This is a genomic window from Streptomyces sp. NPDC037301 (assembly GCF_055602785.1).
Map to the genome: position 1 here is coordinate 1 of NZ_JBVJWD010000083.1, position 13,150 is coordinate 13,150.

The window sequence follows — 13,150 nt, forward strand, 5'->3', positions numbered from 1 at the left end:
ATCCGCCGCTACATCATCTGGCGCAACCGCCATGCCGACCACCGGCGCCTACGCGCCGTCGTGGACAGGGCAAACGTTGCCTGATGCGGCACTAGGTCGATGCCCTGTCGTTCCAGGGCATCGGGGCTGATACCGAAGGCGTCAATGACGTCTTGCGGGGTGCCTTCGAGGTCCCAGTCCTTTTCTCCGCTCCATCCTGCGGCGAACAGGCGTGTCCCGTCCGGGTGGTAGATCACGTGGGTGCCGTAGGCCACGTTGTGGTCGATTCTCGCCGAGCCGATGATGACCGCTCCGGGGAAGCGCTCGGCCAGCTCGTCCGCCTGTTCCGCGAGGGGGAAGGTCCCCCCGGCGGACACCAGGGCGGGGTCGTTGGCCTCGGTCACCGTTCCCCAGCATCCGATGCCGACCAGGTCGAGGTCCGCGCGGGTGGCGAAGGGAAGCCGCTCGGTCGCCTCGATCCGGTCAACTTCCTCCACTACCGTGTCGACGGTGCCGAGAGCAGCGACGAACTCCTGTGCCCGTGCCGGGTCATGAGCGGGCAGAACCCTTCCACCGGTGAGGAAGGGCCGCTCAATGAGGGTTAGCCTGAACTCCCCGTACTGCGCGACGCCCTGCTCCGGCGGGCACTCCCAGAAGTCGTTGTCAGTCATCGGATTGCCTCCGTGGCTATCAGGAACAATCACGGCGCGAGGCTTCACGCCGCTGCGCGGCGACGACCCGCCCGCTCCGGACGGCTACGGCCAAGCGGCCTGACCGCCCGGTTGGGGCTCACGACACGTTCTTTCCAGCACCCCGGCCAGGACACGGAGGACACGAAGGCCGGCCACCCGCATGCACCCAAGACTTGAAGGCTGAGGTCTCGAACGCGTGCCGGTGCCATACGTCCTACGCCTCACACTGTCTTGATGCCACCGCCCTCGACGAGGTAGTCGGCGCCGGTCGTGCTTGCCGCGCGGTCCGAGGCGAGGAAGGCTACGACGGCCGCCACCTCGTCGGGTTCGGCCATGCGGCCGGTGGTCATGCCCATCGCTGCGGGCACCCCGGACACGAAGTCGCGGTGCCCGACGCCGTTCACCTCGGCGAGGCGGGCGCCGAAGCCGTCTGCGTCCTCCCACATGCCGGTACGCGTCGGGCCGGGGGAGACGGTGTTCACGCGTACGCCCTGAGGGCCGAATTCCTCGGACAGTGCCTTGCCGAACGCATTGAGGCCCGCCTTTGCGGCGCCGTACTCGATCGGGCCCGTGCCAGGCAGACGCGCGCTCATCGACGAGATGTTCACCACCGAGCCGTGGCGTTCCAGGATGCTCGGCAGCAGTCGTCGGGTGACCCGGACCGTGCCGAACAGGTTGACCTCGAAGCTGTGCGCCCACAGAGCGTCGTCGGTCGCGAGGAACCCGTTCAGAGCGAAGTCGTCTCCGCCGCCGAGGTTGTTGACCAGGATGTCCACGCCGCCGAGTGCGGCGATCGCCCGCGCCTCCAGCTCCTCGGCGCCTTCCGGCGTGCTGAGGTCGACCGCGACCGGGTGGGCGCCGGCCTCCCTCAGTTCGGCCGTGATCGTGCGGGCCGCACCGACTACGCGGACCCCCTCGGCGATGAACTGCCGGGTGATCGCGAGGCCGACGCCTCGGCTGGCCCCGGTGACAACCGCTGTCTTGCCGGCGAGATTGAGCTCCATGTCAGACTCCTTGCCAATTTTTGAACGGCAGGTACAAAACGTGTCCATGAAAAGGGAGGGTATGGGTCGGTGTCACCGATCAGAGCGACCCCATCGCCGCGTCCACGACCCGCCTCAGCTGTGTGGGATTCTCGGCGGTCTTCGCCAGCACGCGCATGCCGATCACCGTGGCTAGTAGCCAAGCGGCCACCGCCGCCGCGTCGCTGCCACCGCCGATTTCGCCGGCCCGCTGACCTTCCTCGATGGTCGCCCGGAACGCACTCTCCGTACGTGCGAACATCTTGCGCACGGTGTCGGTGGTCCCGGCGTCCGCGGGGGCCGATTCGGCGGCGGTGTTGACCGCCATGCAGCCGCGTCGGTCCGGGTCGCCCAGGTCGAGCTCGATCAGTGCCTCGAGTGCGCCTCGCAGCCGGTCTTTCGCCGAACCGGGGTGGTCGAGGAGTGCCTCCAGCCAGTCGACCTGTGAGTCCCGGTAGCGGGCCAGCGCACGTTCGAACAATGCATGCTTGCTGCCGAAGGTGTTGTACAGACTGCCCTTGCCGATGCCGATCTCGTCCACGAGGTCCTGAGGCGTCGTTGCCGCGTAACCCTTGCGCCAGAACACGCACATCGCGCGCTCCACCGCCACGTCCGGATCGAACTGCTTCGGCCTGCCCATGGTGCTACCGTAACAGAATTCTTGACCTTGAGGTCAAATACCTGTCACTTCTGGACGGCCCGACCCCCACGCCCGGTTCGATGGGTGCGCGCCAACGACGCCCCGGCGAGATGACGAACCGAACATTTTCCCTGCTGCATCCGACAGGCGGGGGCAGCCGCCGTCGACCCTGGTCGTTTCACAGGTGATCGCCTGTGAAACGCTCGATCGCGCAGAGGTCCACTTGCGCTGATCATGTTTCATAAGTTGTGGCGAATAGCTGGACGCCTGAAACACCCTCATGAAATGCGGTCCTCGAAGGGGCCTGCGCCCCGGCCATCGCCGCCCTCCACGAGACCATCGCCCGAGCGGCCCCGCAGGATCAGCCCCACCTCAGTACCACCTGCAAGGAAACGATATGAGCCCCATCGAGCCTACGCCGCAGCTTCCCCGCGCGGCTCTCACACGCACCACGATCGAACGGACTGCGACACCTCCGAGGAGGCACCCAGTCCCGTCAGATCAGGGCGAGGCATCGACACCGCGGCCCGGCCGCCGAGTGCTCCTCCGTCTTTCGCCACCAGTACCCAGCTCCCGGGAGAGCGAGTAGCAACGAGGGCAAGGAGCTTGAGTGGCGGTCAGGCCCGATGAGCGCGGTGACCAGCTTGCGGACCTGTGCCCTTCGCCAGACGCCCTGGGCTATGCGTCGCGAGCCTGCCGCCGCGGCGAACCTCCAGCAGGTCGCCATCATGCCCGCCGCCCAGCCCAGCTGAGAGTTGCGTACCGGCGTACACCAGTGCGCAAGATCCTCCCCTGCAGGCAGCGGGCCGCCACGCACGACGACTGCGCGGTGGCCTGCTGCTTCCATTCACGGGCGGCCACCATGTCAATGATGTGGTCAAGGCCGCAGTGACACAGAGGGGATCGTGAGCCGGAGCCGTCAGGGGATCGCGAGCCGGACCCGTTCCGTCACGACCGCCAGGTCCTCCTCGATCGCGGCAGCCGCCGCTGTGAGCGCCGGCAGCACCGCTCGCCGCACATCGTCCAGGGTGCCCCGGCTGGCGTGGGTGGAGACGTTCACGGCGGCCACCACCCGGCCGGTACGGTCGTGTATCGGGACCGCGATCGACCGCAGGCCCTCCTCCAACTCCTGGTCCACCAGGGCGTGACCGTCCCGTCGCGCCTGTGCCACGGCCGCGGCGAGATCGGCGGCATCGACCCGGGTGAACGGGGTCAGCGGCCGCACCGAGGCGCGGGCCAGCCGTTCGGCCGCCTCCTGCTCGGGCAGACCGGCCAGCAGCACTCGGCCCATGGAGGTGGCGTATGCGGGGAAGCGGGTGCCGACCGTGATGTTGACGCTCATGATGCGTACGGTGTGCACCCGGGCGACGTACATGATGTCGTCGTCGGCCAGCACCGCGACGGACGCCGAGTCGTGCACCTGCTCCACCAGCCGGGCCAGATGGGGCTGCGCGATCTCCGCGAAGGTCAGCTGGGACAGCCGGGCGTAGCCCAGTTCCAGCACCGTGGGCAGCAGCGTGAAGCGGCGCCCCTCGCCGGCAGGGGCCGCGTACCCCAGCTGCTGGAGGGAGAGCAGTGCCCGGCGGGCGGTGGCGCGGGCCAGGCCGGTGGCCTCCGCGGCGCCGGACAGGGTGAGCCCACCGGGTGCCGATCCGAGGGCGGTGAGCACGGCCAGTCCCCGGGTCAGCGACTGCAGGAATTCCGGACCCAGCTCTGCCTTCCTGGCGCGTGAGGTGTCCGGGCCGCCGGGTGCGTTCGGCGTGGCTGTCGGTGCGGGGGAGGCCAGTGCCGCCTCCATCCGCGCCGCGTACTCCCGCAGCCGGGGCAGGGCGTGCTCGGCCAGCGACCGAGCGCTGTGCCTGCTGGTGTGACTGACCACGCTGAGCGCACATACGGTGCTGCCGTCGGGCGCGTGGACGGGGACCGCGACGGCTACCAGACCGGGCTCGATCAGCTGGTCGTCGGCGGCCCAGCCGGCGTCCCGGGCGTCGGCCACCCGCTGCTGGAAGGCCGACTCCACCTCGTCGGGGGCCGATGGCGCCGGACGGGGAGGAACGGCGGGGAAGCCGGCGTCGCGGGGGTCCTCGCGCAGCCGGGTACGCCAGGCCGCTTGCTGCTCGGGGCCCCAGTCGGCGGCGAAGAGGGCGCCCGGGGCGCAGCGCTCGACGGGCAGCAGGTCGCCGATCCGGAAGGCCAGCGCCATGGTGCGCCGCCGGGTGGACTGGCTGATGAACCGCACCCCGGCGCCGTCCGGTACCGCGAGGGAGACCGACTCGTCCAGCTCGTCGGCCAACGCGACGGCGAGCGGTTCCAGGGCGTCGGGGAGACCGGAGCAGGCGAGGTAGGCATTGCCCAGCTCCATCAGGCGCGGCGCGAGCAGCACGTCGCGGTCGTCCTCGATGCGCAGATATCCCAGGTGGGTGAGGGTGGTGACGATGCGGTCGACGGTGGAGCGGGCCAGGCCGGTGGCGCGGACCAGATCGCCGGGACGCATCCGTGGTCCGGGGTGGGCGGCCAGGGCGCGCAGCACGGCCAGACCGCGCTCCAGCGGTCCGACCGGGTCGCCGCCGGGTTCTGCGGCGTCCGCCTTGGATGGGGTCGCGGCATGCGGCATGCGGTCCTCCTCGTCGAGCCTCCGGGGTGTGCGGAAACCGTACCCGCCGGACCCTTCCGCCGCGCGAGGCGGTCGGGCCCTGCACTCCCGCTTCGCCTGCGCCGACGGGATGACCGGCGCCCGGCCCTGGGTAACGCCTGCGGCGCGTGGCCCTCTTCGGCCCCGCACCGCCGCTGCGTCAGCAGGATTTCAACCGATGCGCAGGCCCGCGTAGTTCTCGGCCAGCTCCGCGGCCGCGTGCCGGGACGACGAGACGCGGTCCAGCTGGGAGACCTGGAGCCGGGTCTCGAATGCGCTCTGACCCGGGTCGGTGTGCAAGGTCGTCGTCATGAAGTACGAGAAGTGCTCCGCGCGCCACACCCGGCGCAGACAGGTGTCCGAGTACTCGTCGAGCAGCTCGGCGGAGCCGCTGTCCTTCAGATGGGCGAAGGCCCGGGCGAGCACGACGACGTCGGAGACAGCGAGGTTGAGCCCCTTGGCACCGGTGGGCGGCACGATGTGCGCGGCGTCGCCGGCCAGGAAGACCCGGCCCCAGTGCATGGGCTCGGTGACGAAGCTGCGCATCGGCAGCACTGCCTTGGAGGTGATCGGGCCGCGTGCGAGCCGCCAGTCGCCGTCGGTCGCGAAACGGGCGTCGAACTCGTCCCATATGCGGTCGTCCGGCCAGTCGGCCGGGTCGGTGCCGTTCGGGACCTGCAGATACAGCCGGCTGACCGTGGGGGAGCGCATGCTGTGCAGCGCGAAGCCGCGCGGCGAGTGGGCGTAGATCAGTTCGTCGCAGGACGGCGGGACATCGGCCAGGATGCCGAACCACGAGTAGGGGTAGACCCGCTCGAAGGTGCTCATGACACCGTCCGGAACCGCCCTGCGGGTCACGCCGTGGAACCCGTCGCAGCCCACGACGTAGTCGCAGCTGAGCGTCCTGTCCTGGCCCTGGTGGGTGTAGTGGATGACGGGCCGGTCCGTGTCGGCTCCGGCGACCGCGTTCACCTGGGCCTGGAACAACAGCGGTGACCCGTCCGCCACCTGAAGGGCGATCAGGTCCTTGACCACCTCGGTCTGGGCGTACACCCACACCTTGCGGCCGCCGGTGAGCGACGGGAAGTCGATGCGCTGCGACCGGCGGCCCCAACGCAGCTCGATGCCGTCGTGGACCAGGCCCTCGCGGTCCAGCCGCTCGCCCGCACCGGACTCCCGCAGCACGTCGACCGTGCTCTGCTCGAGGATGCCGGCGCGCTGGCGCTGTTCGACGTAGGTGCGGTCACGGCTCTCCAGTACGACGCAGTCGACGCCGGAGTTGTGTAGGAGCCGGGCGAGCAGCAGGCCCGCGGGGCCGCCGCCGATGATGCCGACGGTGGTGTGGTCCATGGCGGTCAGTTCTCCTCTTCGAGAATGCGGTTCGCGATGGCGAAAGCGGCGTTCGCTGCGGGCACACCGCAGTAGACGGCCGACTGGAGCAGGACTTCCTCGATCTCTGCGGGGGTGAGACCGTTGCGTCGCGCGGCCCGCACATGCATGGCCAGCTCCTCGTGGTGGCCGTGGGCCACCAGTGCGGTGAGCGTGATGCAGCTGCGGGTTCTGCGGCTCAGTCCGGGCCGGGTCCAGATCTCGCCCCATGCGTAGCGGGTGATGAAGTCCTGGAAACCGGCGGTGAAGTCGGTGGTGCGGGTGACCGCCCGGTCGACGTGCTCGTCGCCGAGCACGGCGCGGCGCACGGCCATGCCGGCGCCGTACCGGGAGGCATCGTCGGCGGGCGGGGCGGCATCGGCCGCGAAGTGCCCCAGCAGGGCGGCCAGGACGGGCACCGGACGTTCGACGTTGGCGAGGTGTGCGGCGTGCGCCACCTCGGTCAGGGCAGCGCCGGGGATGCCGTCGGCCAGCTCCCGGGCGTGCGCGACGGGCGTCGCAAGGTCCTCGCGGCCCGCAACGACCAGGGTCGGCGTGGTGATACGAGGCAGTTCGGCGCGCAGGTCGAAGCCGGCGAGTGCGTCGCAGAGCCCGGCGTAGGCCCCGGGGTCGGCCGCGGCCAAGTCGTCGACCGCTGCCCTGGCGGCCGGGGAGGCCGCGAAGGACGGGGTGAACCAGCGGGCGGGGGCGGTCTCGGCGACCGGGCCGGTGCCCTCGGCGCGTACCAGCGCCGCGCGGTCGGACCAGCCCTCCGGCTGACCGAAGCGGGCCGAGGAGCAGAGGATCACGAGCGAGGTGACCCGCTCGGGGTGGTGCACGGCGAGCCAGGTACCGACGGCGCCGCCGAGCGAAATGCCGGCGTAGCCGAACTCCTCGATGCCGAGCGCGTCGGCGAGACCGAGGACCAGCTGCCCGAGGTCGGCGACGGTGCCGCCGTCGGGCAGCAGGCCGGCCGGGGAGCCACCGTGGCCGGGCAGGTCCCAGCGCACCACTCGGTGGGTCCGGGCCAGCGACGGGGTCTGCGGGTCCCACACGGCCAGCGAGGTGCCGAGCGAGGGGCCCAGGATCAGCGGCGGGGCGGAGTCCCGGCCGTCCACGCGGTGGTGCAGCAGACGCTGCGCGGGGGCAGAAGTGCTCATGCGGTCTCCTTGTGCTGAGTGTGCGGGCCCGCCCGGTGGGCGATGGGTCGCGGACGGCTCACGGCCGCCGGCCGGTGTGGGGGCTGTCCGGTGCCGTCAACATCTGACGCTTCATCAGGTCTGGTTCCGGGTGGGGCCCGTGCGGCGCAGGGCGCGGTCCACGAGGGCGCCCGCGGAGCCCGCGTACTGCGTCGGGTCGGTCAGTTCGCGCAGCCGGTCCTGCGGGAGGGCGCCGGCGATGCCGGGCTCCTGCCGGAGGGCCTCGTCGAGTTCCATGCCCTTCTCGACGGCGCGGCGGGAGGCCCGGGACAGCGCCTGCCTGGCCTCGCCTCGGCCGATCAGGGCCGCCAGCACCGCGGCGAGCCGCTCGCTGATGATCAGGCCGTCGGTGGCGTCGAGGTTGTCCCGCATCCGGCCCGGATGGACGCGCAGGCCTTCGGCCAGTTCGGCGGCGTCGCGGGCGGCTCCGCCGACGAGACGCAGGGCCTGTCGCAGGGGCTGCCACTCGGCGTGCCAGGCGCCGGCCGGGCGCTCGTCCTCGGCGGCGAGCCCGGCGTAGAGCACGGACACGAGGGCGGGGACCTGTCGGGCCGCGGCGGCGATCAGCGTGGCGCGCACCGGGTTGGCCTTGTGCGGCATGGCGGAGGATCCGCCGCCGCTGCCCTCGCCGAGTTCGCCGATCTCCGTACGGGACAGCAGCAGGACATCGGCGGCGAACTTGCCGAGTGCCCCGGCGGTGAAGGCGAGGGCGCCGCCCAGGTCGGCGACGGGGGTGCGCAGGGTGTGCCAGGGCAGCATGGGCTCGGCCAGTCCGGTCTCGGCGGCGTAGTGGGCGAGCAGCCGCAGGCCCAGATCCGGGTCGGTGGTTGCACCGCCGGCCTCGGCGAACGCGTGGAAGGCCGCCAGGGTGCCGGCCGCTCCGCCGAGTTGTGCGGGCAGCGCTGCCCGGACGGCCGTGAGGCGTTCGTGGGCGTCGAGCACCAGCGAGCGCCAGCCGGCGGCCTTGAGGCCGAAGGTGGTGGGCACGGCGTGCTGGGTGAGCGTGCGTCCGGCAATCGGTGTGTCGCGGTGCTCGGCGGCGAGCCGCGCCAGGGCGTCGGCCACGCGTCCGAGGTCGGCGAGGACGGATTCCAGGGCGCGGGCGGCGACCAGCATGGCGGCCGTGTCCAGGATGTCCTGGCTGGTGGCGCCGCGGTGCACATGGGCGGCGGCCTGCCGGTCGTGCTCGGTGACGGCCGCGGTCAGGTCGGCGACGAGCGGGATGACGGGGTTGCCGCCGGATCGGGCGCGCAGCGCGAGATCCCGGATGTCGTAGCGGCTGGAATCGGCCGCCGCCGCTGTGACGGCCTGCGCCGCCGCGGCGGGGACGAGGCCCAGTGCGGCCTGGGCGCGGGTCAGCGCGGCTTCGGCGTCCAGCATCGCGCGGACGTACGCGGCGTCGCCGGTGGCGGCTTCTACTGGTGACCCGGCCTGCCCCGGGGAGAGCAGGCCGAGGTCCTCGGCGGGGTCAGTCGAAGGCAAGGAAGACCGTCTCCTCGTGCTCACCGTCACCCTGCAGACGGATGTCGAAGCGGTGCAGTCGCTCCCCGTGGGCGACGGCGAGGAGTGTGGCGCGGCGCTCGGGCTCCAGGCCGGCCAGCAGCGGGTCGGCCGCGGTGTCGGTCAGGCCGGGCAGGTAGATCCGGGTGTGCAGATGGTGCAGCAGACCACGGGCGAAGACGATCACGGAGAGGTAGGGGACGCCGCCGGGCTGCAGCGTACGCAGCTCGTAGTGGCCGTCCGCGTCGGTTCCGACGCGGCCGAAACCGGTGAAGCCGACGCCGCTCCGGCCGCTGACCGCTCCGGTGACGGGGTCGCGGCGCAGCGAACCGGGTGCTCCGAGGCGGGAGCCGTCGGGGGCGGGCTGCCAGATCTCGATGACGGCGTCGGGGACGGGCGCCCCGGCGCCGTCGTAGACGTACCCGTGGACGGTGAGGGCGTCGGGGTGCCAGGCGGGGGCGATCTCGCCGCCCTTGGCGAAGGGCAGCGCGTAGCCGTAGAACGGGCCCACGGTCTGAGACGGGGTGGTGGACATCAGCGGCCCTCCTCGATCCAGGTGGCGGCCGGACCGTCCAGGACGACGTCCCAGCGGTAGCCGAGCGACCACTCGGGGATGGACAGGTCGTGGTCGTACGTCGCGACGAGCCGCTCGCGCGCGGAGTCGTCGGTGACGGACTGGAGGATGGGGTCGTACGCGAAGAGCGGGTCCCCCGGAAAGTACATCTGGGTGATCAGCCGTTGGGTGAAGGCGTTACCGAAGAGCGAGAAGTGGATGTGGGCCGGACGCCAGGCGTTGACGTGGTTGCGCCAGGGGTAGGCGCCGGGCTTGACGGTGACGAACCCGTACCGGCCCTGGTCGTCGGTCAGGCAGCGGCCGACGCCGGTGAAGTTCGGGTCGAGCGGGGCGGGGTGGTCGTCGCGCTGGTGGGCGTAGCGGCCCGAGGCGTTGGCCTGCCAGACCTCGACCAGTTGGCCGCGCACCGGGCGGCCGTCGCGGTCCAGGACCCGGCCGGTGACCCTGATCCGTTCGCCGAGCGGCTCGCCCTGGTGCTGCCGGGTGAGGTCGTGGTCGAGGGCGGTGACATCGGTGACGCCGAAGACCGGGCCGGACAGCTCCACCGCCTCGGGGTCGTGCAGGGCGACCAGCGGCTTGCCGGGGTGGCGCAGGACGCTGCTGCGGTACGGGGCGTAACCGCGGTCGGGGTGGCTGCGCTCGGGCGCGCCGGCGGCGACGGCCTTGGCGTAGGCCTCGCGCCGATCGTCGATCTCGGCAGAGATCTGACCTTGGGTCAGGGGGGTGGTCATACGGGATTTCCTACCTTTCCAGGACCAGGGCGAGGCCCTGTCCGACGCCGATGCACAGGGCGGCGAGGCCGGTTCCGGAGCCCGCGGCGGCGAGCTGGTGGGCGACGGCTCCGGCGATACGGGCACCGGAGGCACCGAGCGGATGGCCGATGGCGATGGCTCCGCCGCGCGGGTTGACGACCGCGGGGTCGAGACCGGGCCATTCGGCCAGACAGCCCAGGGACTGGGCGGCGAAGGCCTCGTTGAGTTCGAACGTGGTGAGGTCGCCGAAGCCGCGGCCTGCTCTGGTCAGGGCCTTCCTGACGGCCTCGACGGGGCCGAGTCCGAAGTGCTGCGGCTCGACGGCGGTGACGGCCGAGGCGCGGACGAGGGCCAGCGGCTCACGGCCGGTGGCCTTCAGGCCCTCCTCGTCCACCAGCAGCAGCGCGGCGGCGCCGTCGTTGAGCGGCGAGGCGTTGCCGGCGGTGACCGTACCGTCCGGGCGGAAAACTGGCTTCAGCCCGGCCAGCGACTGTGGCGAGGTGTTGTCCCGAATGGTCTCGTCGCGGGTGAGGCCGACACCCTCGACGGGCACGACCTCGCCGTCGTACAGGCCGTCCTTCCAGGCGCGGGCGGCCTTCTCGTGGCTCGCCACGGCGAAAACGTCCTGCTGCTCGCGGGTGATGCCGTACCGGTCGGCGATCAGCTCGGCGCCCTCACCGAGCGGGACGGTCCACTGCGGCTCCAGGCGCCTGTTGACCATGCGCCAGCCGATCGTGGTGGAGAACAGCTCCTGATTGCCGGCCGGGAAGGCACGCGAGGGCTTGGGCAGCACCCAGGGGGCGCGGCTCATCGACTCCACGCCGCCCGCGACGGCGACCGAGGCATCGCCGACCGCGATGGCGCGGGCGGCCTGGATCACGGCTTCGAGGCCGGAGGCGCACAGCCGGTTGACGGTGCTGCCGGGGACGGTGACGGGCAGTCCGGCGAGCAGCACGGCCATTCGGGCGACGTTGCGGTTCTCCTCGCCGGCGCCGTTGGCATTGCCGAAGAGGACGTCGTCGATCCGGGCAGGGTCGAGGTCCGGCGTACGGATCAGCAGGGACCGCAGCACTCCGGCGGCGAGGTCGTCGGGGCGCACCCCGGACAGGGCGCCCCCGTACTTGCCGACCGGGGTGCGGACGGCGTCGACGATGTAGACGTCGCGCAGCTGACGGGTCATCACGCGCTCCTTTCGGTGGCCGCGGTGGTCCGGACCGGGGCGGCGGTCAGGCGCCGGATCTCCTCGGCGGTGACGCCCGGGGCGCTCTCCACCAGGACGAGGCCGTCGTCGGTGACGTCCAGGACGCCGAGGTCGGTGATGACACGGTCGACGCAGGTCCGGCCGGTGAGCGGCAGCGTGCACTCCTCGACGATCTTCGGGCTGCCGTCCTTGGCGGTGTGGGTCATCGTCACGATGACCCGCCGGGCCCCGTGCACCAGGTCCATGGCCCCGCCGATGCCGGTGACCAGCTTGCCGGGAACGGCCCAGTTGGCGAGGTCGCCGCGGGCGGAGACCTGCATGGCGCCCAGCACGGCGGTGTCGATGTGGCCGCCGCGGATCATCCCGAAGGAGAGCGCCGAGTCGAAGAAAGAGGCACCGGGCAGGACGGTGACGGTCTCCTTGCCGGCGTTGATCAGGTCCGGGTCGACCTCGTCCTCGTAGGGGAACGGGCCGGTGCCGAGGATGCCGTTCTCCGACTCCAGGACGACCTGAACACCGGCGGGGAGATGGTTGGGGATCAGCGTGGGCAGCCCGATGCCGAGGTTCACGTACTCGCCGTCGCCGAGCTCGCGGGCCGCGCGGGCGGCCATCTCGTCTCGCGTCCAGGCCATCAGGCCGACACCTCCCGGGTCGTGCGCTTCTCGATCTTCTTGTCCACGGCCTGTTCGGCAGTGAGCGCCACCACCCGCTGGACGAAGATGCCCGGCAGATGGACCTGGTCCGGGTCGATCTCGCCCGGCTCGACCAGTTCCTCGACCTCGGCGATCGTGATCCGGCCCGCCATGGCTGCCAGCGGATTGAAGTTGCGGGACGACTTGTTGAAGGCCAGGTTGCCGTGCCGGTCCCCCCTGGCCGCCCGGACCAGTGCGAAGTCGGTGGTGATACCCCGCTCCAGCACGTACTCGACACCGTCGAACACGCGGGTCTCCTTGCGTGGCGATGCCACCGAGACCCCGCCCGTGCCGTCATAGCGCCAGGGCAGTCCGCCGTCGGCGACCTGCGTGCCGACGCCGGCCGGCGTGAAGAAGGCGGGGATGCCGCAACCGCCGGCGCGCAGCCGCTCGGCCAGGGTGCCCTGGGGGATGAGCTCGACCTCCAGCTCACCGGCGAGGTACTGCCGGGCGAATTCCTTGTTCGCGCCGATGTAGCTGCCCGTGACCCGGGCGATCCGGCCCGCCGAAAGCAGGACCGCAAGACCGGAGTCCATCGCGCCGCAGTTGTTGGAGACCACGCCCAGTCCGCCGACTCCGGTGTCGAACACCGCCTGGATCAGCGTGTTCGGTACGCCGCTGAGGCCGAAGCCACCGACCGCGAACGACGCTCCGTCGTGGACATCTGCCACGGCCTCTGTGGCTGAGGCGACCACCTTGTCCATCCGCCCGCCTTTTTGTGTTCGTCAGGTGAACTTAAGTTCATGTTGATGCCTCATTCTGATCCCATGGCACCGGTTCGTCAACGGCTCCGGACGTCGGGGTTTCCAGGCGCACCCGCCGCATCGAACGGACGCGGGGGGGGGGGGGGGGGGGGGGGGGGGGGGTGTGGGGGGGGGGGGGGGGGGGTTGCCTGGGGG

12 protein-coding genes are annotated in these 13,150 nt (G+C 71.6%); all 12 read right to left on the reverse strand.

Annotated elements, in window-relative coordinates:
- Positions 1 to 8: 8 nt before the first annotated feature.
- A complete protein-coding gene (locus ACZ7IB_RS46025) occupies positions 9 to 650 on the reverse strand; it encodes a DUF6333 family protein (RefSeq protein ID WP_470921122.1) in 642 nt (213 codons plus the stop codon).
- 242 nt (positions 651 to 892) lie between these two features.
- Complete coding sequence (locus ACZ7IB_RS46030; protein WP_470921124.1) at positions 893 to 1,675, reverse strand: oxidoreductase; 783 nt, start codon at positions 1,673 to 1,675, stop codon at positions 893 to 895.
- Between the two features lie 79 nt (positions 1,676 to 1,754).
- A complete protein-coding gene (locus ACZ7IB_RS46035) occupies positions 1,755 to 2,333 on the reverse strand; it encodes a TetR/AcrR family transcriptional regulator (RefSeq protein WP_470921125.1) in 579 nt (192 codons plus the stop codon).
- 919 nt (positions 2,334 to 3,252) lie between these two features.
- Complete coding sequence (locus ACZ7IB_RS46040) at positions 3,253 to 4,947, reverse strand: IclR family transcriptional regulator domain-containing protein (protein ID WP_470921127.1); 1,695 nt, start codon at positions 4,945 to 4,947, stop codon at positions 3,253 to 3,255.
- A gap of 189 nt (positions 4,948 to 5,136) precedes the next feature.
- Positions 5,137 to 6,315 (reverse strand): 4-hydroxybenzoate 3-monooxygenase, encoded by a 1,179-nt coding sequence (locus ACZ7IB_RS46045; RefSeq protein ID WP_470921128.1) that lies wholly within the window; start codon positions 6,313 to 6,315, stop codon positions 5,137 to 5,139.
- Between the two features lie 5 nt (positions 6,316 to 6,320).
- On the reverse strand, positions 6,321 to 7,493 hold the full coding sequence (gene pcaDC, locus ACZ7IB_RS46050; protein WP_470921129.1) for a bifunctional 3-oxoadipate enol-lactonase/4-carboxymuconolactone decarboxylase PcaDC: 1,173 nt from the start codon (positions 7,491 to 7,493) through the stop codon (positions 6,321 to 6,323).
- Between the two features lie 114 nt (positions 7,494 to 7,607).
- Entirely contained in the window at positions 7,608 to 9,014 is a 1,407-nt protein-coding gene (pcaB, locus tag ACZ7IB_RS46055) for a 3-carboxy-cis,cis-muconate cycloisomerase (protein ID WP_470921130.1), read from the reverse strand.
- Entirely contained in the window at positions 9,001 to 9,567 is a 567-nt protein-coding gene (gene pcaG, locus ACZ7IB_RS46060) for a protocatechuate 3,4-dioxygenase subunit alpha (RefSeq protein WP_470921132.1), read from the reverse strand. Before pcaG ends, pcaB begins: the two co-directional genes overlap by 14 nt.
- Positions 9,567 to 10,337, reverse strand: coding sequence for a protocatechuate 3,4-dioxygenase subunit beta (gene pcaH, locus ACZ7IB_RS46065; protein WP_470921133.1), 771 nt, complete (start codon positions 10,335 to 10,337; stop codon positions 9,567 to 9,569). The genes pcaG and pcaH overlap by 1 nt, the downstream gene beginning before the upstream one ends.
- A gap of 10 nt (positions 10,338 to 10,347) precedes the next feature.
- The gene (locus ACZ7IB_RS46070) at positions 10,348 to 11,538 is read right to left on the reverse strand and encodes a thiolase family protein (protein ID WP_470921134.1); all 1,191 of its coding nucleotides are present in this window, start codon (positions 11,536 to 11,538) and stop codon (positions 10,348 to 10,350) included.
- Positions 11,538 to 12,191 (reverse strand): CoA transferase subunit B, encoded by a 654-nt coding sequence (locus tag ACZ7IB_RS46075; RefSeq protein ID WP_470921135.1) that lies wholly within the window; start codon positions 12,189 to 12,191, stop codon positions 11,538 to 11,540. Before ACZ7IB_RS46075 ends, ACZ7IB_RS46070 begins: the two co-directional genes overlap by 1 nt.
- Positions 12,191 to 12,955, reverse strand: a complete 765-nt coding sequence (locus ACZ7IB_RS46080; RefSeq protein ID WP_470921136.1) for a CoA transferase subunit A — start codon at positions 12,953 to 12,955, stop codon at positions 12,191 to 12,193. Before ACZ7IB_RS46080 ends, ACZ7IB_RS46075 begins: the two co-directional genes overlap by 1 nt.
- Positions 12,956 to 13,150: the final 195 nt, after the last annotated feature.

What these genes read in the sequence shown, in the direction of transcription:
- ACZ7IB_RS46075 (WP_470921135.1), bottom strand. Translation starts at nt 12,191, where the DNA reads ATGGCCTGGACGCGAGACGAGATGGCCGCCCGCGCGGCCCGCGAGCTC.
- pcaH (WP_470921133.1), bottom strand. Translation starts at nt 10,337, where the DNA reads ATGACCACCCCCCTGACCCAAGGTCAGATCTCTGCCGAGATCGACGAT.
- ACZ7IB_RS46035 (WP_470921125.1), bottom strand. Translation starts at nt 2,333, where the DNA reads ATGGGCAGGCCGAAGCAGTTCGATCCGGACGTGGCGGTGGAGCGCGCG.
- ACZ7IB_RS46080 (WP_470921136.1), bottom strand. Translation starts at nt 12,955, where the DNA reads ATGGACAAGGTGGTCGCCTCAGCCACAGAGGCCGTGGCAGATGTCCAC.
- ACZ7IB_RS46045 (WP_470921128.1), bottom strand. Translation starts at nt 6,315, where the DNA reads ATGGACCACACCACCGTCGGCATCATCGGCGGCGGCCCCGCGGGCCTG.
- pcaG (WP_470921132.1), bottom strand. Translation starts at nt 9,567, where the DNA reads ATGTCCACCACCCCGTCTCAGACCGTGGGCCCGTTCTACGGCTACGCG.
- ACZ7IB_RS46025 (WP_470921122.1), bottom strand. Translation starts at nt 650, where the DNA reads ATGACTGACAACGACTTCTGGGAGTGCCCGCCGGAGCAGGGCGTCGCG.
- pcaDC (WP_470921129.1), bottom strand. Translation starts at nt 7,493, where the DNA reads ATGAGCACTTCTGCCCCCGCGCAGCGTCTGCTGCACCACCGCGTGGAC.
- ACZ7IB_RS46040 (WP_470921127.1), bottom strand. Translation starts at nt 4,947, where the DNA reads ATGCCGCATGCCGCGACCCCATCCAAGGCGGACGCCGCAGAACCCGGC.
- ACZ7IB_RS46030 (WP_470921124.1), bottom strand. Translation starts at nt 1,675, where the DNA reads ATGGAGCTCAATCTCGCCGGCAAGACAGCGGTTGTCACCGGGGCCAGC.
- ACZ7IB_RS46070 (WP_470921134.1), bottom strand. Translation starts at nt 11,538, where the DNA reads ATGACCCGTCAGCTGCGCGACGTCTACATCGTCGACGCCGTCCGCACC.